29 protein-coding genes and 1 other RNA gene are annotated in these 21,890 nt (G+C 62.0%); 16 read left to right on the top strand and 14 right to left on the bottom strand.

Annotated features, from left to right (window positions below):
• Positions 1 to 74: 74 nt before the first annotated feature.
• The gene (locus AC04SF_RS20490; RefSeq protein WP_488479288.1) at positions 75 to 1,979 is read left to right on the top strand and encodes a DUF3857 domain-containing protein; all 1,905 of its coding nucleotides are present in this window, start codon (positions 75 to 77) and stop codon (positions 1,977 to 1,979) included.
• A gap of 59 nt (positions 1,980 to 2,038) precedes the next feature.
• On the opposite strand, the gene AC04SF_RS20485 is transcribed toward AC04SF_RS20490, so the two are convergent.
• Positions 2,039 to 3,838 carry an ABC transporter transmembrane domain-containing protein gene (locus AC04SF_RS20485; RefSeq protein WP_488479287.1) on the bottom strand — a complete coding sequence of 600 codons (1,800 nt, stop codon included), beginning with the start codon at positions 3,836 to 3,838 and terminating at the stop codon, positions 2,039 to 2,041.
• Positions 3,839 to 4,044: 206 nt separating this feature from the next.
• Here AC04SF_RS20485 and rpmE point away from each other — a divergent pair, with 206 nt between their 5' ends.
• Entirely contained in the window at positions 4,045 to 4,266 is a 222-nt protein-coding gene (gene rpmE / locus AC04SF_RS20480; RefSeq protein WP_096451251.1) for a 50S ribosomal protein L31, read from the top strand.
• Positions 4,267 to 4,320: 54 nt separating this feature from the next.
• Here rpmE and AC04SF_RS20475 read toward each other — a convergent pair whose 3' ends face one another.
• Positions 4,321 to 5,019 carry a hypothetical protein gene (locus AC04SF_RS20475; RefSeq protein WP_488479286.1) on the bottom strand — a complete coding sequence of 233 codons (699 nt, stop codon included), beginning with the start codon at positions 5,017 to 5,019 and terminating at the stop codon, positions 4,321 to 4,323.
• Between the two features lie 160 nt (positions 5,020 to 5,179).
• Between AC04SF_RS20475 and AC04SF_RS20470 the strand changes: the two genes are divergently transcribed.
• On the top strand, positions 5,180 to 6,289 hold the full coding sequence (locus AC04SF_RS20470) for a helix-turn-helix domain-containing protein (RefSeq protein WP_488479285.1): 1,110 nt from the start codon (positions 5,180 to 5,182) through the stop codon (positions 6,287 to 6,289).
• A 16-nt stretch (positions 6,290 to 6,305) separates the two neighbouring features.
• Here the strand turns inward: AC04SF_RS20470 and AC04SF_RS20465 are convergent, their stop codons facing one another.
• Positions 6,306 to 6,935 carry a TetR/AcrR family transcriptional regulator gene (locus AC04SF_RS20465; protein WP_488479284.1) on the bottom strand — a complete coding sequence of 210 codons (630 nt, stop codon included), beginning with the start codon at positions 6,933 to 6,935 and terminating at the stop codon, positions 6,306 to 6,308.
• 126 nt (positions 6,936 to 7,061) lie between these two features.
• Between AC04SF_RS20465 and AC04SF_RS20460 the strand changes: the two genes are divergently transcribed.
• Both AC04SF_RS20460 and AC04SF_RS20455 read left to right on the top strand, forming a co-directional pair.
• Entirely contained in the window at positions 7,062 to 7,889 is an 828-nt protein-coding gene (locus AC04SF_RS20460) for an NAD(P)H-binding protein (RefSeq protein WP_488479283.1), read from the top strand.
• 1 nt (position 7,890) lies between these two features.
• Positions 7,891 to 8,367: an anthrone oxygenase family protein gene (locus AC04SF_RS20455; RefSeq protein WP_488479282.1), complete on the top strand. Its 477-nt coding sequence runs from the start codon at positions 7,891 to 7,893 to the stop codon at positions 8,365 to 8,367.
• Between the two features lie 81 nt (positions 8,368 to 8,448).
• Here the strand turns inward: AC04SF_RS20455 and AC04SF_RS20450 are convergent, their stop codons facing one another.
• From AC04SF_RS20450 to AC04SF_RS20435, 4 genes are all read right to left on the bottom strand, one after another.
• Complete coding sequence (locus AC04SF_RS20450; protein WP_488479281.1) at positions 8,449 to 8,775, bottom strand: Rdx family protein; 327 nt, start codon at positions 8,773 to 8,775, stop codon at positions 8,449 to 8,451.
• Entirely contained in the window at positions 8,772 to 9,527 is a 756-nt protein-coding gene (locus AC04SF_RS20445; RefSeq protein WP_488479280.1) for an RDD family protein, read from the bottom strand. The genes AC04SF_RS20450 and AC04SF_RS20445 overlap by 4 nt, the downstream gene beginning before the upstream one ends.
• Positions 9,528 to 9,622: 95 nt before the next feature.
• The gene (locus tag AC04SF_RS20440; protein ID WP_488479279.1) at positions 9,623 to 10,372 is read right to left on the bottom strand and encodes a YebC/PmpR family DNA-binding transcriptional regulator; all 750 of its coding nucleotides are present in this window, start codon (positions 10,370 to 10,372) and stop codon (positions 9,623 to 9,625) included.
• A 212-nt stretch (positions 10,373 to 10,584) separates the two neighbouring features.
• Complete coding sequence (locus AC04SF_RS20435; protein ID WP_096451268.1) at positions 10,585 to 10,908, bottom strand: ArsR/SmtB family transcription factor; 324 nt, start codon at positions 10,906 to 10,908, stop codon at positions 10,585 to 10,587.
• Positions 10,909 to 10,960: 52 nt separating this feature from the next.
• Between AC04SF_RS20435 and AC04SF_RS20430 the strand changes: the two genes are divergently transcribed.
• Genes AC04SF_RS20430 through AC04SF_RS20420 form a run of 3 tightly spaced genes read left to right on the top strand, consistent with a single transcriptional unit; the run spans position 10,961 to position 12,357 of the window.
• Positions 10,961 to 11,443, top strand: a complete 483-nt coding sequence (locus AC04SF_RS20430; RefSeq protein WP_488479278.1) for an SRPBCC domain-containing protein — start codon at positions 10,961 to 10,963, stop codon at positions 11,441 to 11,443.
• A 24-nt stretch (positions 11,444 to 11,467) separates the two neighbouring features.
• Positions 11,468 to 11,860 (top strand): VOC family protein, encoded by a 393-nt coding sequence (locus AC04SF_RS20425; RefSeq protein WP_488479277.1) that lies wholly within the window; start codon positions 11,468 to 11,470, stop codon positions 11,858 to 11,860.
• 29 nt (positions 11,861 to 11,889) lie between these two features.
• On the top strand, positions 11,890 to 12,357 hold the full coding sequence (locus tag AC04SF_RS20420) for an SRPBCC family protein (RefSeq protein WP_488479276.1): 468 nt from the start codon (positions 11,890 to 11,892) through the stop codon (positions 12,355 to 12,357).
• A 19-nt stretch (positions 12,358 to 12,376) separates the two neighbouring features.
• Here the strand turns inward: AC04SF_RS20420 and AC04SF_RS20415 are convergent, their stop codons facing one another.
• From AC04SF_RS20415 to ssrS, 5 genes are all read right to left on the bottom strand, one after another.
• Positions 12,377 to 13,144, bottom strand: a complete 768-nt coding sequence (locus AC04SF_RS20415; protein WP_488479275.1) for a TerC family protein — start codon at positions 13,142 to 13,144, stop codon at positions 12,377 to 12,379.
• A 68-nt stretch (positions 13,145 to 13,212) separates the two neighbouring features.
• Positions 13,213 to 14,037, bottom strand: a complete 825-nt coding sequence (locus AC04SF_RS20410) for a TIGR00282 family metallophosphoesterase (protein ID WP_096451278.1) — start codon at positions 14,035 to 14,037, stop codon at positions 13,213 to 13,215.
• Positions 14,038 to 14,090: 53 nt separating this feature from the next.
• Positions 14,091 to 14,621 (bottom strand): DUF3592 domain-containing protein, encoded by a 531-nt coding sequence (locus tag AC04SF_RS20405; protein WP_488479274.1) that lies wholly within the window; start codon positions 14,619 to 14,621, stop codon positions 14,091 to 14,093.
• 77 nt (positions 14,622 to 14,698) lie between these two features.
• Positions 14,699 to 15,283 (bottom strand): 5-formyltetrahydrofolate cyclo-ligase, encoded by a 585-nt coding sequence (locus AC04SF_RS20400; RefSeq protein ID WP_202352364.1) that lies wholly within the window; start codon positions 15,281 to 15,283, stop codon positions 14,699 to 14,701.
• A 103-nt stretch (positions 15,284 to 15,386) separates the two neighbouring features.
• Positions 15,387 to 15,542, bottom strand: a non-coding RNA gene (gene ssrS / locus AC04SF_RS20395) — 6S RNA.
• A 137-nt stretch (positions 15,543 to 15,679) separates the two neighbouring features.
• Between ssrS and AC04SF_RS20390 the strand changes: the two genes are divergently transcribed.
• From AC04SF_RS20390 to msrB, 7 genes are all read left to right on the top strand, one after another.
• The gene (locus tag AC04SF_RS20390; protein ID WP_096451280.1) at positions 15,680 to 16,519 is read left to right on the top strand and encodes an AAA family ATPase; all 840 of its coding nucleotides are present in this window, start codon (positions 15,680 to 15,682) and stop codon (positions 16,517 to 16,519) included.
• A gap of 92 nt (positions 16,520 to 16,611) precedes the next feature.
• Positions 16,612 to 17,058 carry a GNAT family N-acetyltransferase gene (locus tag AC04SF_RS20385; protein ID WP_488479273.1) on the top strand — a complete coding sequence of 149 codons (447 nt, stop codon included), beginning with the start codon at positions 16,612 to 16,614 and terminating at the stop codon, positions 17,056 to 17,058.
• A 62-nt stretch (positions 17,059 to 17,120) separates the two neighbouring features.
• Complete coding sequence (locus tag AC04SF_RS20380; protein WP_096451284.1) at positions 17,121 to 17,315, top strand: type II toxin-antitoxin system HicA family toxin; 195 nt, start codon at positions 17,121 to 17,123, stop codon at positions 17,313 to 17,315.
• 11 nt (positions 17,316 to 17,326) lie between these two features.
• The gene (locus AC04SF_RS20375) at positions 17,327 to 17,731 is read left to right on the top strand and encodes a type II toxin-antitoxin system HicB family antitoxin (protein WP_096451286.1); all 405 of its coding nucleotides are present in this window, start codon (positions 17,327 to 17,329) and stop codon (positions 17,729 to 17,731) included.
• Positions 17,732 to 17,737: 6 nt separating this feature from the next.
• Positions 17,738 to 18,928: a vWA domain-containing protein gene (locus AC04SF_RS20370; RefSeq protein WP_488479272.1), complete on the top strand. Its 1,191-nt coding sequence runs from the start codon at positions 17,738 to 17,740 to the stop codon at positions 18,926 to 18,928.
• A gap of 18 nt (positions 18,929 to 18,946) precedes the next feature.
• The gene (locus AC04SF_RS20365) at positions 18,947 to 19,744 is read left to right on the top strand and encodes an MBL fold metallo-hydrolase (RefSeq protein WP_488479271.1); all 798 of its coding nucleotides are present in this window, start codon (positions 18,947 to 18,949) and stop codon (positions 19,742 to 19,744) included.
• 101 nt (positions 19,745 to 19,845) lie between these two features.
• A complete protein-coding gene (gene msrB, locus AC04SF_RS20360) occupies positions 19,846 to 20,250 on the top strand; it encodes a peptide-methionine (R)-S-oxide reductase MsrB (protein WP_013892492.1) in 405 nt (134 codons plus the stop codon).
• A 70-nt stretch (positions 20,251 to 20,320) separates the two neighbouring features.
• On the opposite strand, the gene AC04SF_RS20355 is transcribed toward msrB, so the two are convergent.
• Complete coding sequence (locus AC04SF_RS20355) at positions 20,321 to 20,665, bottom strand: hypothetical protein (RefSeq protein ID WP_488479270.1); 345 nt, start codon at positions 20,663 to 20,665, stop codon at positions 20,321 to 20,323.
• Between the two features lie 139 nt (positions 20,666 to 20,804).
• On the opposite strand from AC04SF_RS20355, the gene AC04SF_RS20350 reads away from it, so the two are divergent.
• Entirely contained in the window at positions 20,805 to 21,314 is a 510-nt protein-coding gene (locus AC04SF_RS20350) for an arsenate reductase ArsC (RefSeq protein ID WP_488479269.1), read from the top strand.
• Between the two features lie 26 nt (positions 21,315 to 21,340).
• On the opposite strand, the gene AC04SF_RS20345 is transcribed toward AC04SF_RS20350, so the two are convergent.
• Positions 21,341 to 21,793, bottom strand: a complete 453-nt coding sequence (locus AC04SF_RS20345) for a hypothetical protein (protein WP_488479268.1) — start codon at positions 21,791 to 21,793, stop codon at positions 21,341 to 21,343.
• Between the last annotated feature and the right edge of the window lie 97 nt (positions 21,794 to 21,890).

Here is a 21,890-nt window from a genome sequence, read left to right as displayed (position 1 = left end):
GCTTTCCGGTGACATCTTCTGCGATCACGCGGCTTTTCGTCTTGATTGCCTTTACGGTTTTTTGCGTCCCGGCCTTGGCCGACGCCGAAATCCACAAGGGCAGCCCTGGCAGCTGGATCGACCGGATCGAACTTCCGAAGGCGGACCCGCGCTTCGACAGCCGGATCAAGAACGGCATCTCCAATCTTGTCTCGGAATATCAGATCCGGCAGCATCCTGGTGGCATCGAGGTATTCGACCGCTATGCCTACAGGATCGTCGACCGCACCGGACTCGAGCGCGGCGCCGCCATAAATTTCGAGTTCGACCCGGCGACGTCGCAGGTCACGATGAACTGGCTGAACATCATCCGCGACGGCGTCGTCATCGACCGGCTGCCCGGAGCCACCTTCGATGTGTTCCGGCGCGAGAAGGATGCCGAGAAGGGCCTGTTCGACGGCTGGCTCACGGCTTATGTGAATGTCGACGATGTCCGTGTCGGCGACATCATCGACTATGGCAAGACCACCGTCAGGACACCGATCGTCGGCGCGGATCTGTTCTTCCACTCGGTCGCCATGGCTTGGGGCGAACCGATAGCGCTCATCCGCGAGAAGGTCATCTGGCCGGCAAACCAACCCTTGAACATCCGCCAGGTGCGCACCGACATCCAGCCGGATGTCAAAACCGACGGGGCGTTGAAAACCTATACCTGGCAAAGCATCAACCCTGCCCCGGTCAAGCCCGAGGAGAACCTGCCGGCGGATTTCCTGACCTATCCGACGGTCCAGATCTCCTCGACAGCCAAATGGCAGGATGTCGTCGATGCGATGTTGCCCTACTACCGGCTCGACCAGGAATTGCCGGCCGCTTTCGCTTCGAAGCTCGATGACATCGCCGCCAGATACGCCAAGCCGGAAGACCGCATGATCGAGGCGATGCGGCTGGTCCAGGACACCATCCGCTATGTCAGCCTGTCGATGGGCCGCGGCTCCTATATTCCCCGCAGCCCCAGCACCGTGATCGCCTCGGGCTTCGGCGACTGCAAGGACAAGGCCCTGCTTCTTGCCTCCAGCCTGCGCCGGCTTGGCGTTGAGGCTGAGCCTGCCCTGACCGATCTCGACGACGGACTGGCGCTTGGCGACATGCTGCCGACGATCCGCGCCTTCGACCACGTCATCGTCAAGGCATCGATCAAAAGCCAGACCTACTGGATCGATGCGACCAATTACCTGCAGGGTGGCCGGGCCGAAAACCTTGTTCCGCCCGACTATGGCTTTGCCTTGCCGGTTGTCGCCGGCAGCGCGCGGATGGAACGGATGGAGCGCAAGGAGCTTTTCCAGCCGACCACCTTCGTCAGCGAAGCCTTCGATTTTCCCAAACTCAAAGGCGAGGCGCTCAAGCTGACGGTCAGCACGACCTACCGGGACGCGGACGCCGACTCAATGCGCTACAGGCTGGTTTCGCAATCGGCCACCAAGCTCGCCGACGACTATCTCCAATATTACAACCGGCAATATCCGGGGATGATCAGCCTGGTGCCGTTGTCGACAAAGGACGACCGTGACGGCAATGTCGTCACCACGGTCGAATCCTACGCGCTGCCCGCCGAGGATCTCGATGCCGATGATCTTGTCAAGAACTTCCCGTTGAAGGCGGATGTCGGCATCAGCAATCTGCCGGAGCCGGACATGGTTGGCCGGGCCGGCCCGATCTGGCTCGGCAGCCCGATGTTCAAGCGTCATCAGTGCATCGTCAGGAACCTGAAGGCGGCTTTTGTGGGCCCCGAAAAGTCCGACGACGTGATCACGCCCTATGTCGCCTTCAAGGCGCGCTGGTCGAGCACGCCGAGCGAATTTCAGGTCGACTGGTTTCTCAAGACGATCGGCGACCGGGTTCCAGCCAAGGATATCGGTTTGTATCTGAGGTCACGCAGGAAGATGAGCGACAATTCCTCCTGGAGTTACAATTTCGGTTATGCCGAACCTGAGGCGAACTGAGCCCTCCAAGCAATTCCAGGGTGAAACGGTTTTCGTCCGGAAATCGCGCTGGTCCGTGATTATTCCGCCGCGCCTCTGAAAGCGCTGGCGCCGGTCTCGAACTGCAGCTTGGCCAGCCTGGCATAGATGCCGCCCTTGGCGACCAGGCTCTGATGCGTGCCTTCCTCGACGATGCGGCCGCCATCCATGACCAGGATTCGGTCCGCCTTCAGCACCGTCGCCAGCCGGTGGGCGATGACGATGGTGGTGCGGCCCTGCATCAGCCGTTCCAGCGCCGTCTGCACCAGCGTCTCGCTTTCGGCGTCGAGCGCCGAGGTGGCTTCGTCGAGCAGCAGGATCGGCGAGTCGCGCAGGATGGCGCGGGCGATCGCCACACGCTGGCGCTGGCCGCCGGACAGCGTCACGCCGCGCTCGCCGACCTGGCTGTCGTAGCCGTTCTCGAGCTTGAGGATGAATTCATCGGCCAGCGCGTCCTTGGCTGCCGCCTCGATCTCGGTATTGCCTGCGCCCGGCCGGCCGAAGCCGATATTGTCGCGCGCGCTCGCCGCGAAGATGGTGACATCCTGCGGTACGATGGCGATGCGCTCGCGGACCGAAACCGGATCGGCTTCGCGCACGTCGACGCCGTCGATCAGGACCTTGCCGGTCTCGGGATCGTAGAAGCGCAGGATCAGCGAAAAGACCGTGCTCTTGCCGGCCCCCGAGGGGCCGACGATGGCGACCGTCTCGCCGGGCATGACCTGGAAACTCAGGCCGTGGACGGCGGCGCGGTCAGGCCGCGCCGGATAGGAGAAGGAGACGTCGTCGAAGACGATCGCGCCCTTGGCGACCGCCGGCAGCGGCTTCGGATCAGCCGGCGCCTGGATCGCCGGCTTCTCGGCCAGGATCTCGGTCAGCCGCTCGGCCGCACCCGCCGCCTGCGCAAGCTCGCCCCAGACTTCCGACAGCGCGCCGAGCGCGCCGGCGGCGAACACCGAATAGAGCAGGAACTGGCCGAGTGTGCCCGGCGATATCGTGCCGTCGAGCACGTCGCGCGAGCCGAACCACAGCACCGCCACGACAGACGAGAAAATGGTGAAAATGGCAAAGAAGGTGAGGAAGGAGCGCGCGAAGATCGAGGCACGCGCCGCCTCGAAGGCGGCTTCCACCGCACCCGAAAACCGCCCTGTGACCAGCTTCTCATTGGTGAAGGCCTGCAGCGTGCGCACGGCGCCGATCTGCTCGCTGGCATAGGCCGTCGCCTCGGCAAGCGTGTCCTGCGCCTGCCTTGACTTGCGGCGCACCGAGCGGCCGAAGGCAACCAGCGGCAGCACGATGACGGGAATGGCTGCTATGACCAGGCCGGACAGTTTCGGGCTGGTGATGACCATCATGCCGACCGCGCCAAGGCCAAGGATGACGTTGCGCAGCGCCACCGAGGCGGTGGCGCCGACCGCCGATTTGACCTGCGTGGTGTCGGCGGCAAGCCGCGAGACGATCTCGCCCGACTGGGCGGTGTCGAAGAAGGACGGCGACAGCGTCGTCACATGGGCAAAGACATCGCGTCGGATATCGGCGACGACGCGTTCGCCGAGCGTAATGACAAAATAGTAGCGGCAGGCCGATGCCGCCGCCAGCATGGCGGCCATCGCCACCAGTGCGGCAAAGTACTCGGCGATGAAGGTGGTGCTGGACGACGAGAAACCATGGTCGATCATGCGCCGCACGGCCAGCGGCAGCGCCAATGTCGTTGTCGCCGCGATGGCCAGCGAGATGAGGGCGCCGACGACCAGCGTGCGATATCCAGTGAGATAGGGGAACAGGCGCCTGAGCGGCTTGAGCGAGCGTCGGCGCTCGTCTGCGCTGCTTGATTGCGCCATCTCGATGTTTCCTCTAGCCGCTTAAGTTTTATGCGCTTCAATATGCGCTTGCCGCGGCCTTGTGATTCAATTCCGCCTGATGTATAGGCTCGCCGACCGTTTTAGAAGCCGTGGCTCCTCAATAGCTGCGGCTTCGAGTTTTAAAAAGAGGCGCATCGACGCAGGCTTATGCCCGTCAGCCGCGCCGGCAAGCCAGGAACCGAGCCATGAAGAGCGCTATCCATCCCGATTATCACACCATCAAGGTCGTCATGACCGACGGCACCGAATACATGACCCGTTCGACCTGGGGCAAGGAAGGCGATACGATGAACCTCGATATCGACCCGACGACGCACCCGGCCTGGACCGGCGGCCAGCAGACCCTGCTCGACCGCGGCGGCCGTCTGTCGAAGTTCAAGAAGCGTTTCGAAGGTTTCGGCCTCTAAGCCATTTCGACACTGCCGCAGATCAAAAACCCGCCTTCGAGGCGGGTTTTTTGTTCAACGAATGGTGGCACGAACAAAGTCGCCCTTGATGACGACCGAAGGCTTGGCACCAGCGGTGCTGGCAAGCGTGCTGTCGACGAAGGAGGCCGTGGCGGTGACCGAATAGCTGATCGCGGCCCCCTTTCCGAAAGACAGCGTGGCATCCAGCGCCTTGCCGGTGATGGCGATGTTTTCGTCCTGCCGGACGCTGCCAAAGGCGAGATTGGCTTTCAGCGCGTCGCCCTTGAGCTCGACGGTCGAGGCATGCCCGTCCAGTGAAACATCGGCCGCCTTGCTTGAAATGGCGATGGTGGAGAAATTCCCCGCCATGCTGGCCTTTAGCGCCGCCTGGTCGATCGACACCGAACTTTCCGGCTGAATGTTGGCGTTGATCTCGACCCTGCAGTCCGAAGGATCCAGCCAGGAGGAAGGCGCAACGACGATGCGCAATGTCGAGGCCTCCAGCTTCACGTCACTGGCGAGGCTGCAGTCATTGGCGAACCAGCTCGAATACCAGCGCGCTTCGCGGCTGCTGCCGATCGTCGCCTGGTAAGGGGCTGAGGCCGAAGTGGTCAGCCTGACGGAACTGGCTTCGCCGGATATGACGACGGCGCTCACGCCGGCGAGATCGAGTGTCTTGCCGGCATCGCCGCTTGCCGGCGAGGCGAGCACAACGCTGCCGAATGACAGTAGGCCAAGAATTGCGGATTTCATTGATATCTCCGATCATGTGTGGCGGTCCCCGCTGGACCGTGGCGTTGTCGGAATGACCCGGGACGTCGTTTTCCGCGACCTCGATCGCGATCCGGGACGACCGTGAACGCAATCCGGGTCATTGTCGGTCGCTGCCAGCCTTGGAACCACGCCTGCGATCATGATCTTCATTCCCCTGCCGTTCGTCGTCTCCCTGCTGCTCGTCATCCTGCTCATGCAGATGATCCGCGCAAACGAGGCCGACCTGCGCGAGAACATCTCTTTCATGCTGCTGATGACGGTCTACGCCTTGCAGTCGGTGCTGATCGGCATCCGCTGGGGTTATGATGCCAGGATCGTCATGCCGATCCTGTCGGTCCTGGCGGCGCTGATCGCGCCGCTTGCCTGGATCGCCTTCAGCGGCCTGACGAAGGAACGGTCAGAGCATCGCCTGGCACGGCTGTGGCCGCATCTACTACCGGCCTGCCTGGTCGCCCTGTTTCTGATCTTCTGGCGCGAGCCGGTCGGCCCGGTGATCATCCTGGTGTTCCTGTCGTATGGACTGGCGCTTCTTTGGCTTGCCCTGGCCGGCCCGGATATCCTTGTCGAATCGCGCCTCGACGGCGTCTTGCGGTCCTACCGATCGCTGTGGGTGACGGCGCTGGCGATCCTCGCGTCGCCCATCACCGACATCTTCATCAGCCTGGACATGCAGTGGAGCGGCGGCGCTCATTCCGGCGCGGTCATTGCCGGCGGCAATGTCCTGGCGCTGTTGCTGCTCGGCGGCGCTGCCGCGGTCGCCAGCGAGACCGCCGCTCCGGACGAAGACGAGGAAGAAGAGGATGGGACTCAGGAGCAGATCGCACCACAGGCAACCAGCGAAGACTCCGCGATCGCGGCGGCGGTCGACGCGCTGATGCGATCGAAGGAGCTCTACAAGGACGTTGATCTCAACCTTGGGCGCATCGCCAGGCGGCTCGGCCTGCCGGCACGGCAAGTGTCGTCGGCGATCAATCGCATCCACGGGTCGAGCGTGTCGCAATATGTCAACAACCAGAGGATCGACGAGGCGCGCCGCCTGCTGGCGACGACGGACGAACCGATCACCCGCATCATGTTCGACGCCGGTTTCCTCAGCAAATCGAACTTCAACCGCGAGTTCCTGCGCATCACCGGCCTGAGCCCGAAGGCCTGGCGGCTTGAGCACCAGCCGCCAGGCGGTGCGATGCCGGTTAAATCCTTGCCAGCCATATCCTTGTTGGCCACGTCTTTGCCGGAGGGAGGAAAATGAACAGGCGCGGCGCCATTTAGTCTCCGGCCAGTTCCCTCAGCGCCATGCGCTTGTAGGCGGCGACCAGCCTGTCGCCCTCCTCCCGCTCGACCGAGATCGCCAGCCGCATGACAGCCTCGCCCATTTGCCAGACGAGAAACGCCGCAGTCTCCAGGGCGACGGGATCGGCGCCGGGACGCAAGCGCTTCAGCACCGCCACGAGGAATTCAGCATTGGCCCGGCTGTCGGCGAGTTCGAGTTGGCGCAGCGCCTTGTCGGCCTGCGTGCCCGACCAGATGTCGCGCATCACCGGCTCGGCCAGGAACAGCCCGTAGTAAATATCGACCAGCTCTGAAAACGCCTGGTTCAGCCCTTCCACATCACTGACATCGGCAAGTGCCGCCGAGATACAGGCCTGGCTTTCGGCCGTGTAGCGCTCGGCCAGCGCCCAGATGATCGCCCGCTTGTCGGGGAAGAACTGGTAGAGCGACCCGATCGATACCCCTGCCCGATCCGCGACCTCTCCCATGCGCATGGCGTCGCTGCCTTGCTCGGCGATCAGTGCCGAGGCTGCGGCCAGCATGCGCTCCACCCGCTCGCGGCTGCGCTGCTGGCTCGGCGCCCGCCGTGGCGAAGCGATCTGCTCATTGGCCGGCGTGCCTTCCATGGACTGTCTCCCAACAACGCATTCGGCACAATGGCCGAGGAAATGGCTTGACTTGCAAAATACGAGGGTTTATCACGTTTTGCAAATGTGAGGATTACTCATGTTTTACAACAGAGGAAAACCACCATGACCGACACCAGACCAATCCTGATCCTCGGCGGCACCGGCAAGACCGGCCGCCGTCTCGCCGAGCGGCTGACGGCGCGCGGCATTCCGGTACGCATCGGTTCCCGTTCCGCCGAGACTCGTTTCGACTGGGAAGCGCCCGCAAGCTGGGCTCCCGCGCTCGAGGGCGTCAGCGCGGTCTACATCAGCTACTATCCCGACATCGCCGTGCCGGGCGCCGCCGAAGTGATCGGCGCCTTCGCCCGCCTTGCCGTGCGGCATGGCGTTCGCCGGCTGGTGCTTTTGTCGGGCCGCGGCGAGCACGAGGCGCAGCGCGCCGAAGAGATGCTGAGGGCTTCCGGGGCCGACTGGACGATCCTGCGTTGCGCATGGTTCTCGCAGAATTTCAGCGAAGGCTTTCTCGTCGAGCCGCTGCTGGCGGGCGAGGTCGCACTGCCGGTCGGACCGGTCGGCGAACCCTTTGTCGATGTCGACGACATCGCTGACGTCGCCGAAGCTGTGCTGACCCAGCCCGGTCATGTCGGCCAGCTCTATGAGCTCACGGGGCCGCGGCTGTTGAGCTTCACTGATGCGGTCGCCGAGATCGCCAGGGCGGCAGGACGCGACATCCGCTTTGTCAGAATTTCGCATGACGAGTTCACGGCCTCTGTCGCGTCGCATGAACTGCCACCCGAGATCGTCTGGCTGCTCGAGGAGCTGTTCACCCAGGTGCTCGACGGCCGCAACGAGTCGCTCACCGACGGCGTCCAACGCGTGCTCGGCCGTGCACCGAAGGACTTTTCCGCCTACGCAACCGAAACCGCCGCTAGCCGAATCTGGAGTCACTGAGATGATCAAGCTTGTTCCCGCCCTCACCATCATCGCCGCAATCGGCTCGGGCGTCGTCGGCGGCGTGTTCTTCGCCTTTTCCAACTTCGTCATGGCAGCACTTGCCCGACTGCCCGTCCCGCAAGGCATCGCCGCGATGAATTCGATCAACATCACGGTGATCACGCCGACTTTCATGACGGCGCTTTTCGGCACCGGCCTCATCTGCCTCGTGCTGATCGCCGCCGCTCTCTTGGGCTGGAGCCAGTCGGGCACCCATTGGCTGCTCGCTGGCGCCGTGATCTATTTCGTCGGCAACCCGATCGTGACCATGGTCTTCAACGTGCCGCTCAACGATGCGCTTGCCGCCGTCGACCCGGCCAGCAGCAATGGCGCCGCCGTGTGGGCGAACCATCTGAGCCAATGGGTGATGTGGAACCACGTCCGCACCGTCAGCGCCATTGTGGCGATGGCCTGCTTTATCTTCGCATTGCTCTAAGCAGTTCCAGGAAAAGTATGAGCGGTTTTCCGTCTGGAATTGCGTCAAAGCAAAGCGGTCGACGAGACGCAAAGACTCCGCTCAGGCGGGGTCTTTTTGTGTGTCACCCTTCGACGTGTGACCCTTGCGGTCGGCATGGCCGAGATCGCGATCCGGATCGATGACGTCGCGCACCAGCTGCTTCAGCTTTGCCGCGTCCGGAAAGCCGCCGTCGCGCTTGCGGTCCCAGACCAGCGTCTCATTGCAGGAGATGGTGAAGATGCCGCCGGTGCCGGGCACCAGCGTCACTTCGCCGAGATCGGTGCCAAAGGTGGAGAGCAGCTCCTGCGCCATCCAGCCGGCGCGCAGCAGCCACCGGCACTGCGTGCAATAGGTGATGACAATCCGAGGTTTCTCAAAAAGGCTCATTCATGTGTCTCGCGGGTACGGACGGTTGTGCCGACGATCCGATCATGGATCGGCTCATGGCCCAACGCTATCGATATTCCGATCCAGAGCGGCCAGATCAAAGCAAAGGTAGTAACGATTGCCAGCCAGGAATAGCTCGGCGCAGGTGCCGGAACGCTCCCCCAGGTCTGAAAGGCAGACCAGGCTCCTGTCAGTACGAGGGGGAAAGCGCCGAGAAACTTGATCAGCTGTCGACGAAACGCCTTTTGCAAGGGCAAGCCCCTTCTTTGCCACTTATCCCTGTCATACACGACGAGCACCAAAGCCCGCTTGCCGACTGATTGGCCAAAGAACATCTCCATGACAAGAAGATAGATCGCCAGAGCGGGTAACTGGAGGAAACCCTGATCCAATGCCGTAAGTCGAAACGTCTCCTTCGAACCAACTTTGATTGAAACCGTCTCGGACTTTGCAAATTGGGCCATCTTCGCCTTTCCGGCCGCGCAATCGGCAACTGGAACGTCGAAGTTATACGATTTGCACACTTGCCAACGTTCGGGCAGCAGACCGCCGTGCACCTTGCCCGACCTGCATACTTCTAAGAAGTGATCTTTCACCCCACCGCCGGCCACTAGGAACAGGCCAGCAACCAGAAAATAGAGGGGTATCATCACGACAAGGTAGTCGATGACCAAAGCGAGGAACCGACGCCATAAGCCACCGCGGCGAGGCCAAGCCATATCAGTGGCAACTTCAATCCTGTCGCCAGTCATCTCCCCTCCCGTCGATAACTCGATGAGCTATAAGTTGGGTGGGGAGTCCTTGGCTATGGCGTTCGCCTACACACTTCCGTGTGACGGTCAGAAACTTACGCCGCGCTGAGCTTGGCCAGTGTCTCGTCGTCGACCTCGAAGTTGGCGTAGACGCTTTGCACGTCATCGTCGTCCTCGAGCGTGGCGACCAGCTTCATCAGCGACTGCGCCCGTTCTTCATCGACCGGAACATTGTTCTGCGGCTTCCAGATCAGCTTCACCGATTCAGCTTCGCCGAGCGCGGCTTCCAGCGCCTTCGACACCTCGCCGAGATTCTCGAAAGCGCAATAGATCGTGTGGCCTTCCTCGTCGGTTTCGACATCATCGGCGCCGGCTTCGATCACCGCGTCCATGACCTTGTCGGCGCTGCCGGCCGATGCCGGATAATAGATTTCGCCGACACGGTCCCACATGAAGGACACCGAGCCGGTTTCGCCCATCGCTCCGCCGGCCTTGGTGAAGGCAGCGCGCACATTCGACGCCGAGCGGTTGCGGTTGTCGGTCAGCGCCTCGACGATGACGGCGACGCCGCCCGGGCCATAGCCTTCATAGCGCACGGCTTCGTAGTTCTCGGCATCGCCCATCGAGGCCTTGTTGACGGCGCGCTGGATGTTGTCCTTCGGCATCGACACGGCCTTGGCGTTCTGGATCGCCAGCCGCAGGCGTGGGTTCATCGATGGGTCGGGCGTGCCGCTCTTGGCGGCGACGGTGATTTCGCGCGCCAGCTTGGAAAACATTTTCGACCGCACCGCGTCCTGACGGCCCTTGCGGTGCATGATGTTCTTGAACTGTGAATGGCCAGCCATGGCACCCCTGTCGTGTTCTCGGCTAGAGCATCCTGCAGCCAGGTGGATCACCTCGCCTTTGCAAAAATGCTCGAATTCAAAATTCAGAGCGTCCCAGGTGCAACCCGTGGAAGCACGGCGTTCTCTGTCGGAATGGCCGGCTTATAGATAAATCGGCTCAATTCGTCCAGCCGCGCCGTGCTGCGGGCAACCACAAGGACGACTGCAAGCGCTCACGCCTCGAGATCCGACTTCAGCTGGTCGATGATGCTGAGCGCATGGCCGGCATATTGGCTGATCCAGCGGTCATGGATCTGCTTGATCGGCAGCGCATTGAGGTGGTTCCAGCGTTCCCGCCCGTCGCGGCGCGCAACGATCAGTTCCGCCTCCTCCAGCACCTTCAGGTGCAGCATGACGGTGCAGCGGTCGATGTCGGGAAAGGCGTCGCACAGCATGCCGGTGGTCTTTGGCTCGTCCTTCAACCGGTCCAGCATTTCGCGCCGTCGTGGATGCGCCAGCGCCTTGAAAACATTGTCGTCCTGGGATCGGCTTGACATGTTATGTTTCTATAACATATCGTCGAGCCAATCAAGCAGAGGAGCTGTGGATATGTCTCTCGGATTCCGCGTTTCTGGCCGCATCGGCAAACCGGTCGCCGAAGTCTTCGACGCTGTCGTCAATCCGAAGAAGCTGAGCGGCTATTTCACCACCATCGGCGGCGCCAGCGCGCCGCTGCAAACCGGCATGGGCGTCGTCTGGTGGGGCAAGGTACCGGTCGAGGTCGATGAAGTGGTCAAGGACAGCCGCATCGTGCTGCGCTGGGACGCCACCGACTCCGACGGCAAGCCGGCCTACAAGACCCGCATCGAGATGAATTTCGAACCGCTGGACGATGGCGGCACCTTCGTCACCATCGCCGAAAGCGGCTGGCAGGAAGGCGCGGCCGGTCTGAAGAAATCCTACCTCAACTGCGAGGGCTGGTCGCAGATGCTGGCCTGCATGAAGGCCTATGTCGAATACGGCATCAATCTGCGCGACGGCTATTACCGCAGCGAATTGAAGGGCGAACCCGCCAACGAGACCAATGTTTGAGCAAGGAAAAAACGGAGGCCCGCGATGACGAAAGCAACGCCATTCCTGATGTTCGAGGGCAAGGCCGAAGAGGCAATGGCCCTTTATTGCGAGACCATTCCCGGCAGCAGCGTCCTTGACATCACCCGCTATGGCGTCGGCGAGGATGGCCCGGAAGGCACACTGAAGCTGGCACGGGCGTCCATCGCCGGCCTGGACGTCATGATCTTCAACAGCCCGGTGCACCACGCCTTCACCTTCACGCCGTCGGTCTCGTTCTATGTCGACTGTTCCTCCTCGGAGGAACTGGACCGTATCGTCGAGACGCTGGCGAAGGATGGCGGGTTTCTGATGCCGCCTGACAATTACGGCTTCAGCCGCCGTTTCGCCTGGCTCAACGACAGGTTTGGCGTCTCCTGGCAGGTCAACCTGGCCTAGACGCCGCAAAATTTTCGAAGGAGGTTGCCATGGAGATCCGCGAAACCCCAACCGCCGAAACCGGCATGCTGATCCGTCGTCCTGTCGCCGAGGTGTTCGAAGCCATTGTCGATCCGGCCATCACGACCAAATTCTGGTTCACCCATGGCAGCGGCCGGCTGGACAGCAGCAACGAAGTCCGTTGGGAGTGGCGCATGTATGGCGCCTCGACGACAGTCCGTGTGAGCGAGATCGTCAGGAATGAAAAGATCGTCATGCAATGGAGCGATCCGCCGACAACGGTGGTCTGGACCTTCGCCGAAATGCCTGATGAGACGACCTTTCTCGAGGTCCGCAACTTCGGCTTTTCCGGCACGGGCGACGAACAGGTGAAAGAGGCGATCGGCTCGACCGGTGGCTTCACGCTGGTGCTGGCCGGCGCCAAGGCCTGGCTGGAACAGGGCCTGACACTAGGCCTGATCGGCGACCGCCACCCGAAGGGCGTGCCGGGGCGCTAGATGCCCCAGCATGCCGGTCTCAATGCCCATCGCCGGCTTTCGCCTTCTTGCGCCGCCGCGCCAGCATGTTGAGCCCCTCGACCAGGGCCGAGAAACCCATCGCCGCATAAATGGAGCCCTTAGGCACATGGTAACCCATGCCGTCGGCGATCAACGTCATGCCGATCATCAGCAGGAAGCCCAGCGCCAGCATGACGATGCTCGGGTTCTTGGCGATGAAGTTGGCCAGCGGCCCTGCCGCCAGCATCATCACGGTGACGGCCACGATCACGGCGATGTACATGATGGCGATCTCGTCGGTCATGCCGACGGCGGTGATGATCGAATCGATCGAGAAGACGAGGTCGAGAAGCAGGATCTGGAAGATCGCGCCGGCGAGGCTGATCTGCAGCGTTGCGCCCAGCATCGTGTCCTGATGGTCGTCGGGATCGACCGTGTGATGGATTTCCTTTGTCGCCTTCCACACCAGGAACAGGCCGCCGGCGATCAGAATCAGGTCGCGCCAGGAGAAGCCGTGGCCGAAGGCGGTGAAGACCGGCGTCGTCAGCTGGACGATGATCGAGATGGTGGCCAGCAGCACCAGCCGCATGACCAGCGCCGCCGAAATGCCGAGCCGGCGGGCGCGGGCCCGCTGCGCTTCCGGCAGCTTGTTGGTCAGGATCGAGATGAAGATCAGATTGTCGATGCCGAGTACAATCTCGAGCACCACCAGCGTCAGCAACGCGACCCAGGCCGTTGGATCAGAAACAAATTGAAAATGCGGCGCCAGAAATTCGATAAGCTGCATGGAGGTCGTCCCCTACGATCTAGAGCAGTGTCGCCGGCAATTAGGTACTGCGAACCCCTATATCAATGTCATGACCAGAAGGACGGAGCCGTTTCTTCCAATCGCGGCCCGCGACGAAACGGCGCGATCTTCTCGGTCAGCCCGGTGCGGTCGGAAATATCGACGCCGACCCCGCACAAGGTCGCCGGGCCGGTCGCAGCCTCGAAACGCCCCTTGGGCACTTTCGACAGGAACCGGTTGAGCGGTTCCTCCTTGTCCATGCCGAGCGAGGAATCGTAGTCGCCGCACATGCCGGCATCGGACAGATAGCCCGTGCCGCCATTGAGGATCTGGTGGTCGGCAGTCGGCTGATGGGTGTGGGTGCCGACGACCAGGCTGGCGCGGCCATCGACGAAATGCGCGAAGCACATCTTTTCCGAGGTCGCCTCGGCGTGGAAGTCGATCACCACCGCATCGGCCTGCTCGCCGAGCGGACAGGCGGCAAGCTCGCGCTCGCCGGCCTGGAACGGATCGTCGAGCTCGGGATGCATGAACACCCGGCCCATGATGTTGGCGACCAGCACGCGCGCACCGCTTCTGGCGATATAGACGCCGGAGCCGCGCCCCGGCGTGCCCTTGGGAAAGTTGGAGGGACGCAGGAAGCGTTCCTCGCGCGGCGCGAAGGCGAGCGCGTCGCGCTGGTCCCAGACATGGTTGCCGGTCGTGACAACATCGGCGCCGGCCGCGATGGTCTCGCGAAAGATCTCTTCGGTGATGCCGAAGCCGCCAGCAGCATTTTCGCCATTGACGATGACGAAATCGAGTTTGAAATCCGAGATCAGCCCAGGCAATTGCTCCCACACTGCCGTGCGTCCCGTCTTGCCAACCATGTCGCCGAGGAAAAGAAGTCTCATATCCACTTCTATCCAGAGGCACGGACGATAGGCAAGCGATACCGCGACTGGCCCTAACGCCGGCCGAAAGTGCCACGCTGCTGTTGAGGCGGCTTTGCGCTCGCGCCCGCAACGCCAACGGACGATGGCATCATGGGCGACGTCGACGGCGGCTTCCGCCCGCGCAACCAGAAGAACCAGATGTAGAAGATGGTGAAACCGCCGGTAACGGCAACCAGCAGCAGCCCACCGCGCCAGCCCTTCATCGCCGCGGTGTCGAGCTTCGATGGATCGGCGGGGTCGTAATAAAATTCGACCTTGTCGCCGACGGCTGCCTTGTAGAGGCCGATGATCTTTCCCTTGCCGGACCAGCTCATCGGCGCGTCGTTGGCCACATAGGTGACGGCGACATCGATGCCATCCGTGGTGATGCCGCTTTCCCGCTTTTCACTGTTGGGACTGACGGAGGTTACGGTGGCGACCGCCTGCTGCCAGGCGGTCTGGTGATGCAGAGAGGTTCCGATGATATGCAATGCCATCGCCAGCAGCGTCACCGCGATCAGGACGAACGGCATCAGCAGGAAGCGTGCAAAAACAAAAACCATGGTCGCCATCGGCCCGGACTGTATTATGGGAATACTATCCGGCGTATCTTGGAAACGCGTTAAGCAGATCGCGATCTTTAAGCGATGGCGAAGCGGCGCAACCCACTCTCGGTGAGTATTTCCGGGATGATGACATCGTGGTTCTCATCCGGCACCAGCGCCACCTCCTGGCAGTCGAAGGCTATGCCGACCAGCCGTGGCGGCAGCCCCTTGTCGATCAGTTTGGCGATGGCGCGGTCATAATAGCCAGCGCCGTAGCCAATGCGGTGGCCACGCGCATCGAACGCGGCGAGTGGCACCAGCATCACCGCGGGATCGAGCACTTCGGCCCCTTCATGCGGCCCGACGGTGCCGAACCCCATCTCGACCATCGGCGCGCCGCGCACCAGTTCGCGAAAGACGATGGTGGTCTTGTCGAGGATCGCCGGCAGGCAGAGCCGCGCGCCCTGCTCGCGCAAGGCGAACATCAGCGGCCTGACGTCGACTTCCGAGCGCATAGGCCAAAAGCCGGAGACGATCTGGCCCGGTTCGATCGCGAGGTGATCACGCGCCGTCTCGGCCATTTCGAGCGCGATTTCCACGCGCCAGAATTCATCGAGCGCATCGCGACGGGCGAGTGCCTCACGGCGCAGTTGTTTTTTCAAATCCTTCGGAGATGTCATGCGCGGATGATAGAAAAGGTCAGAACTGGATGGCGTTTTAGGAGGGACGTCTTCTACCCCATCATCCACCGGAATGCGTGGGCGCATACAAGCATACAATTAGTGACGATCCACACAACCGGTGGAGAGAGCGATCCCGGGAACCTACAAAGTAGGTGGGCGCCGTGTGAGAAAACCCACGGGTCTTCCCAGGGACAGCTCCCTAAGGATCGTTAAGGCCCCGGGGAAAATGTTCTCCTGCCGGGAAGCACAGACCGTCCCCCCCAATATAGGCCGCTCATCGGTCAAGCGCCAGTCAGACAGCCAGTCTCGGTGGCTTTATTCGCCACCCGCGTCGAACCCTTGCACAGGCCGGGCGGCGTCCTTACGCTCACCGGAATGAACCAAGGAGCAAAAATGCGTTTCGAAGGCACGGCGGCCTATGTCGCCGACAAGGATCTGATGGTGGCGGTCAACGCGGCGATCGCGCTGGAGCGGCCTTTGCTGGTCAAGGGCGAGCCCGGCACCGGCAAGACCGAGCTAGCCCGGCAGGTGGCGGCAGCACTTGGCCTCGACCTCATCGAATGGCATGTCAAATCGACGACGCGGGCGCAGCAAGGCCTTTACGAGTATGACGCCGTATCGCGGCTGCGCGACAGCCAGCTCGGCGATGCCAGGTTCAACGACATCAAGAACTACATCAAGCGCGGCAAGCTGTGGGAGGCGTTCGCGGCCGGCAAGAAGGTCGTGCTGTTGATCGACGAGATCGACAAGGCCGACATCGAATTCCCCAACGACCTGCTGCAGGAACTCGATCGGATGGAGTTCTTCGTCTACGAGACCGGTGAGACCATCCGCGCTGCCGTCCGCCCGATCGTCATCATCACCTCCAACAACGAGAAGGAACTGCCGGACGCCTTCCTGCGCCGCTGCTTCTTCCACTACATCCGCTTTCCCGATGTCGACACGCTGCACAGGATTGTCGACGTCCACTATCCCGGCATCAAGCAGAACCTGGTGCGGGCGGCGCTCACCCAGTTCTACGAGATCCGCGACGTGCCAGGCCTGAAGAAGAAGCCGTCGACCTCCGAGGCGCTTGACTGGATCCGCCTGCTGGTCGCCGACGACATCGCACCAGAGGATTTGCGCGCCGACCCCAAGAATGCGCTGCCCAAGCTGCATGGCGCGCTGCTGAAGAACGAACAGGATGTGCATCTGTTCGAGCGGCTGGCCTTCATGGCGCGAAGGCAGCAATAGCCAGGCAGCAATAGCGCTTTCCCCGGCCGTGGACCGTTGCTGCCGGCCGACCAGGAAGGCAGCTTCGGCGCAGAACCTTCGGAGGAGATGAAATGTCTGAAATTATTGTCCGCCCGCTCGCGCAGTCCGACCACGCCGACTGGAAGCGCCTGTGGACCGACTATCTCACCTTCTACGAGACCAAGCTGTCGGAAGAGGTCTATGATGTCACCTGGAAGCGGCTGTTTACGGCAGGTGAGTTCGAGCCCAAGGGTTTTATTGCCACGCTCGACGGCAAGGCTGTTGGCCTGACGCACTACCTCTACCACCGCTCAGGCTGGTCCGAGAAAAACAACTGCTACCTGCAGGACCTGTTCGCCGACCCCGATGTGCGCGGCAAGGGCATTGGTGCTGCGCTGATCAAAGCGGTGCAGGACGCGGCAGAAAAAATCGGCGTCAAGAACGTCTACTGGATGACGCATGAGACCAACACAACCGCACGCAAGCTCTACGACCACGTCGCGCGCCGCACCGGCTTCATCGAGTATGACCTGCTGTGAAGAAAGCTGACGATTGAAATTGCAGCTTTTGCGCAATATATTGCGCATGATCAGGAGTGTGGATGCCACTGATCGAGACCAATACGCGCAAGATCGTCTCAAGGCTTTTGCGCGACGGTTGGCTAAGTGTCGGCGGCGGCAAGCATGAAAAGTATGAGCATCCGGATCGACCCGAGGTGATAATCATCGTGCCTCGGCATCGTGAACAATCTCCCGGGGTGGCCCGGTCGATCGCCCGACTGGCTGGATGGATTTGAGGACGGACAGCATGACGCATTATGTCGGAATTCTAGATGGCGCGAGAGATGTCTGGGGGGTGCGGGTGCCCGATCTTCCCGGCTGCCATGGTGGCGGCGCAAGCCCCGAAGAGGCCATTGCCGATGCGACGTCCGCTGTGCGCGAATGGGCCGAAGCACGCTTGGCAAAACATCTGCCTCTGCCTGGATCCAGTACAGTTGCCGAGCTGCTCAACCAGGGTGAAATCGACAGCGCCTCAGGTGAATCCGCCGTGATGATACCGGTGCTGATCGACTCCGGCCGCCCCGTCCGGGCCAATCTATCGCTCGACGCCGGTCTCCTGGCGGCGATCGACGAGGAAGCCGGTCGGCGTGGCTTGACACGTTCCGCTTTCATTGCAAGCGCCGCCCGAGAGAAGATCGAGGGCCATAGATAATCGACCATGTTCATCCCCTTCTTCCTCGAACTGAAGGCCGCGCGTGTTCCCGTCTCGCTCAGGGAATATCTGTCGCTGCTGGAAGGGCTGGAAGCCGGGCTGGTCGACTATGACGTCGAGGGTTTTTACTATCTGGCCCGCGCCGCTATGGTGAAGGACGAGCGGCATATCGACCGCTTCGACCAGGTGTTCGCGCATGTCTTCAAAGGCATCGAGGCGCTGGGCGGGCCGGATGCCATTGATGTCGCCAACATCCCGGAAGAGTGGCTGCGCCGGCTTGCCGAAAAGCACCTGACAGAGGAAGAGAAAAAGCTGGTCGAGGCGCTCGGCGGCTTCGAAAAGCTGATGGAGACCTTGAAGCAGCGGCTCGAGGAACAGAAAGGCCGCCACCAGGGCGGCTCGAAATGGATCGGCACCGGCGGCACCTCGCCCTTCGGCGCTTATGGCTACAATCCCGAAGGCGTGCGCATTGGCCAGCACGAAAGCCGCAACCGCCGTGCGGTGAAAGTGTGGGACAAGCGCGAGTTCCGCAATTTCGACGATGCCGTCGAACTCGGCACCCGCAACATCAAGATCGCCCTGAAACGGCTGCGCCGCTGGGTGCGCGAGGGCGCGGAGGAGGAATTTGACCTGCCCGGCACCATCCATGCCACCGCCGAGCATGGCTATCTCGACGTCCAGACACGGCCCGAGCGGCGCAACGCGGTGAAGCTTTTGATGTTCTTCGATGTCGGCGGCTCGATGGACGATCACATCAAGAGTGTCGAGGAGCTGTTTTCGGCGGCACGAGCCGAATTCCGCCAGCTCGAATATTTCTATTTCCACAACTGCCTCTACGAGGGCGTATGGAAGGACAATCGCCGCCGCCATGCCGAGGTGATCCCGACCTTCGATCTCCTCCATAAGTATGGACCTGACTACAAGGTGATCGTCGTCGGCGATGCTTCGATGAGCCCTTACGAGATCGCCCATCCCGGCGGCTCGGTCGAACACTGGAATCCGGAGGCCGGCGCCGTCTGGCTTGGCCGCCTGCTGCAGCAATGGCCGAATGCGGTGTGGCTCAATCCCGAGAGCGAAAAGAACTGGGGTTACACCCACTCCATCGCCATGATCCGCGACATTTTCGGCGGCCGCATGTTCCCGCTGACGCTGGCCGGGCTCGAAATCGCGACGAAGCAGCTTTCTAGAAAGCACTGAGCAATTTCCGGAGCCACCATGACCTGCTTCCTCTGCCTGCAATGCGGCGTCCAGTTCACGGCGACGGAGACGCCGCCGCAACACTGCCCGGTCTGCGAGGACGAACGGCAGTTCGTGCGCTGGGAAGGCCAGGCCTGGACCACGCCGCAGGAGCTTGCCATAGGGCATGGGCTGGTGATGCGGGACGATGCCGGCGTGCTCGGCTTCGGCATCGAGCCGCGTTTCGCCATCGGCCAGCGGGCGCAGCTGGTGCAGACGCCGCACGGCAACGTTTTGTGGGACTGCATCCCGATGGTGAGCGACGAGGCTGTGGCCGAGATCAACCGCCGCGGCGGCTTGGCGGCCATCGCCATCTCGCACTGCCATTTCTATTCGGCGATGGGTAAATGGAGTGACGCGTTTGGCGGCGTGCCGATCTATCTCCATGCCGATGACCGCCAATGGATCATGCGGCCGCATCCCTCGATCGTCAGCTGGCAAGGCGAGACGTTGACCATAAACCCGTCGCTGACCCTTATCCGCTGCGGCGGCCATTTTGCCGGCAGCCAGGTGCTGCACTGGCGGCGCGAGGGCGGCAACGCGCTGCTGACCGGCGACACCGTGCAGGTGACGCCGACGCGCCGCCATGTCAGCTTCATGTACAGTTATCCGAACCAGATACCGCTCAACGCGACGGCCGTGCGCCGCATCGCGGCAGCACTGGAACCCTTCGACTTCGACGACATCCGCGGCGCATGGTGGGACCTGAACATCATCGGCGGCGGGAAGAATTCTTTCGCCACTTCGGTTGCCCGCTATCTCGCGGCGATCGCATGACAGGCCGAGTGAAAATGTGGGCAAATCGCGTAACAAATGCCTATGTTGGTGCGAATATGAGGTTGCAATCAACAACGAGCCGGCAAGGCTGAGGAGATCAAATGGACACCCACACCTACCCTGTCACCCGCACCGACGCCGAATGGCGCGCCCGGCTGACGCCGGAGCAATATGCGGTCATGCGCGGCCACGGCACCGAGCGGCCAGGAAGCTGCGCCCTGCTTTACGAGAAGCGCGCCGGTACATTTTCCTGCGTCGGCTGCGACCAGCCGCTGTTTGAATCCAAGCTGAAGTTCGAGAGCGGCACCGGCTGGCCGAGCTTCAACGATCCCGTGCCCGGCTCCGTCGAGAACACCATCGACCGCAGCTATGGCATGGTCCGCACCGAGTGCCATTGCGCGCGCTGCGGCAGCCATCTCGGCCATGTCTTCGAAGACGGCCCGCCGCCGACCGGCCTGCGCTACTGCATCAACGGCGTGGCGCTGAAATTCGAGCCGGCCGCTTGATCGGCATCTTATGGTTTTCGGCAAAGGGCGGCTTCGGCCGCCCTTTTTTCGTATGCGCAGGCTGAGCGCTTCAGGCAACAACTGTGGCGATCAGCCAAAGCGCCGAACCCAGCACCATCAGCGAAGCCTTGGCGCCGCCGGATTTCTCGGCCGTCCGCCACACCGCGATGGTGAGAAAGATGTTGTAGGGCACCGGCAGAAAATGCACCGCCAGCACCGCCCAGAGCGGCAGCTTCAGCCCGAGCAGCATCAGGGCCACCGACGAAGAGGCTATATTGAGGGCCGTGCCGACCAGCAGCATGTCGTGCCCGAACAGTTGGTCCAGCGGGACCTCGCCAAGCCAACGCGAGCGAAAGAAGCCGGCGTTGCGTTTGGCCCCTTCGGGCACCGCGCCCGGCGCATCGAGATCGTCCATCGGTCGAGCCTTCGCTAACTCAGCGTGTATAGAAAAAGCAGCTCGGACGGCGCAGAAATCTGCCGCCGGACCATGTATGATCACAGACCTGTGATCCGTATCGCATTCTGTCATTTGCGCAAATATGGAGGGGTTCGGAATGAGCGATCATGCCTACAACGTTCTCTTTCTTTGCAACGCCAACTCCGCCCGCTCGATCATGGGTGAAGCCATCTTGAATCGGGTCGGAGGCGCCCGGTTCAAGGCCTATTCCGCCGGCGCGCGACCGAAAGGCAGCGTCAACCCCTATGCGCTTCAACTGCTGGAAAGCCTGAGCTACGACACGTCCTTTGCCCGTTCGAAGAGCTGGGACGAGTTCTCCGGGGCCGACGCGCCACGGATGAGTTTCGTCTTCACCGTTTGCGATGACGCCGCAAATAAGAGCTGCCCTATCTGGCCCGGCCATCCGATGACGGCACTTTGGGCGGTGCCCGATCCCGCCAAGGCCAGCGGCACGGAAGCCGAACGGCATCTCGCTTTCGCCGACGCCTATCGCATGCTGAGCAATCGCATCGCGGTGTTCACCAATCTGCCAATGGGGTCGCTTGATCGTCTGGCCCTGCAGGAACATTTGGACGACATCGGCAGAGAGACCGCGCCGCCGAACTGAAGGGGTCGCTTGGCGAGTCGAGGCCGTCAGACTTGCGACCAGGCGTTTCCGACCACCGCAATGACGGCGCGCTCGACGCGCGAGCATTCCGTCACCAGCCAGTCGGTCATGGCAGGCCAGTTGTCCTCGGCATAGCAGTTGACCCGCCACATCGAATTGATGCCGAGGCCCTCGCAGCTTTGTTCCGGCCTGAGCTTCAGCCTGTCTTCGATCGCCAGCTGGAACGGCTTCAGCCGTGACCAGCTTTGCGTGGCGCCGAATTTCTCGTTACGGCCGAAGAAGACGCCGACATGGTTCTGCGCCGGCGCGACATACATGGAAATGACCAGGGCGAAGTCGGGCAGCCCGCGCTGCCAGAACCAGGGCCCGCGCCGCGCCAGCCGGGCTCTTTCTTCCGGATGCCGCTCCGCGAACAGCGTCCAGAAGCCGCGATGGCGGAATTCCGAGGCGCGGCGACCGCCGAAGTCGAATTCGCTCATGGTTCAAACCGTATCTCCGGCAACCGCATGGGGCACCGGGCGGCCAAAGCAATTCCAGGAAAAGTGTGAAACGATTTTCCCACAGGAATTGCGTCAA

It is taken from the genome of Mesorhizobium sp. CNPSo 4671 (assembly GCF_057784245.1).
This window is presented reverse-complemented; position numbering and strand designations above follow the sequence as displayed.

Bases quoted from the DNA above. Each gene is read 5' to 3' on its own strand.
- AC04SF_RS20410 (WP_096451278.1), bottom strand. From the start codon at position 14,037: ATGAGACTTCTTTTCCTCGGCGACATGGTTGGCAAGACGGGACGCACG.
- AC04SF_RS20400 (WP_202352364.1), bottom strand. From the start codon at position 15,283: ATGACATCTCCGAAGGATTTGAAAAAACAACTGCGCCGTGAGGCACTC.
- AC04SF_RS20390 (WP_096451280.1), top strand. From the start codon at position 15,680: ATGCGTTTCGAAGGCACGGCGGCCTATGTCGCCGACAAGGATCTGATG.
- AC04SF_RS20365 (WP_488479271.1), top strand. From the start codon at position 18,947: ATGACCTGCTTCCTCTGCCTGCAATGCGGCGTCCAGTTCACGGCGACG.
- AC04SF_RS20380 (WP_096451284.1), top strand. From the start codon at position 17,121: ATGCCACTGATCGAGACCAATACGCGCAAGATCGTCTCAAGGCTTTTG.
- AC04SF_RS20450 (WP_488479281.1), bottom strand. From the start codon at position 8,775: ATGAGCCTTTTTGAGAAACCTCGGATTGTCATCACCTATTGCACGCAG.
- AC04SF_RS20415 (WP_488479275.1), bottom strand. From the start codon at position 13,144: ATGCAGCTTATCGAATTTCTGGCGCCGCATTTTCAATTTGTTTCTGAT.
- AC04SF_RS20425 (WP_488479277.1), top strand. From the start codon at position 11,468: ATGACGAAAGCAACGCCATTCCTGATGTTCGAGGGCAAGGCCGAAGAG.
- msrB (WP_013892492.1), top strand. From the start codon at position 19,846: ATGGACACCCACACCTACCCTGTCACCCGCACCGACGCCGAATGGCGC.
- AC04SF_RS20445 (WP_488479280.1), bottom strand. From the start codon at position 9,527: ATGACTGGCGACAGGATTGAAGTTGCCACTGATATGGCTTGGCCTCGC.
- AC04SF_RS20435 (WP_096451268.1), bottom strand. From the start codon at position 10,908: ATGTCAAGCCGATCCCAGGACGACAATGTTTTCAAGGCGCTGGCGCAT.
- AC04SF_RS20485 (WP_488479287.1), bottom strand. From the start codon at position 3,838: ATGGCGCAATCAAGCAGCGCAGACGAGCGCCGACGCTCGCTCAAGCCG.
- AC04SF_RS20370 (WP_488479272.1), top strand. From the start codon at position 17,738: ATGTTCATCCCCTTCTTCCTCGAACTGAAGGCCGCGCGTGTTCCCGTC.
- AC04SF_RS20475 (WP_488479286.1), bottom strand. From the start codon at position 5,019: ATGAAATCCGCAATTCTTGGCCTACTGTCATTCGGCAGCGTTGTGCTC.
- AC04SF_RS20355 (WP_488479270.1), bottom strand. From the start codon at position 20,665: ATGGACGATCTCGATGCGCCGGGCGCGGTGCCCGAAGGGGCCAAACGC.
- AC04SF_RS20465 (WP_488479284.1), bottom strand. From the start codon at position 6,935: ATGGAAGGCACGCCGGCCAATGAGCAGATCGCTTCGCCACGGCGGGCG.
- AC04SF_RS20405 (WP_488479274.1), bottom strand. From the start codon at position 14,621: ATGGTTTTTGTTTTTGCACGCTTCCTGCTGATGCCGTTCGTCCTGATC.
- AC04SF_RS20345 (WP_488479268.1), bottom strand. From the start codon at position 21,793: ATGAGCGAATTCGACTTCGGCGGTCGCCGCGCCTCGGAATTCCGCCAT.
- AC04SF_RS20460 (WP_488479283.1), top strand. From the start codon at position 7,062: ATGACCGACACCAGACCAATCCTGATCCTCGGCGGCACCGGCAAGACC.
- AC04SF_RS20420 (WP_488479276.1), top strand. From the start codon at position 11,890: ATGGAGATCCGCGAAACCCCAACCGCCGAAACCGGCATGCTGATCCGT.
- AC04SF_RS20455 (WP_488479282.1), top strand. From the start codon at position 7,891: ATGATCAAGCTTGTTCCCGCCCTCACCATCATCGCCGCAATCGGCTCG.
- rpmE (WP_096451251.1), top strand. From the start codon at position 4,045: ATGAAGAGCGCTATCCATCCCGATTATCACACCATCAAGGTCGTCATG.
- AC04SF_RS20350 (WP_488479269.1), top strand. From the start codon at position 20,805: ATGAGCGATCATGCCTACAACGTTCTCTTTCTTTGCAACGCCAACTCC.
- AC04SF_RS20430 (WP_488479278.1), top strand. From the start codon at position 10,961: ATGTCTCTCGGATTCCGCGTTTCTGGCCGCATCGGCAAACCGGTCGCC.
- AC04SF_RS20385 (WP_488479273.1), top strand. From the start codon at position 16,612: ATGTCTGAAATTATTGTCCGCCCGCTCGCGCAGTCCGACCACGCCGAC.
- AC04SF_RS20440 (WP_488479279.1), bottom strand. From the start codon at position 10,372: ATGGCTGGCCATTCACAGTTCAAGAACATCATGCACCGCAAGGGCCGT.
- AC04SF_RS20470 (WP_488479285.1), top strand. From the start codon at position 5,180: ATGATCTTCATTCCCCTGCCGTTCGTCGTCTCCCTGCTGCTCGTCATC.
- AC04SF_RS20375 (WP_096451286.1), top strand. From the start codon at position 17,327: ATGACGCATTATGTCGGAATTCTAGATGGCGCGAGAGATGTCTGGGGG.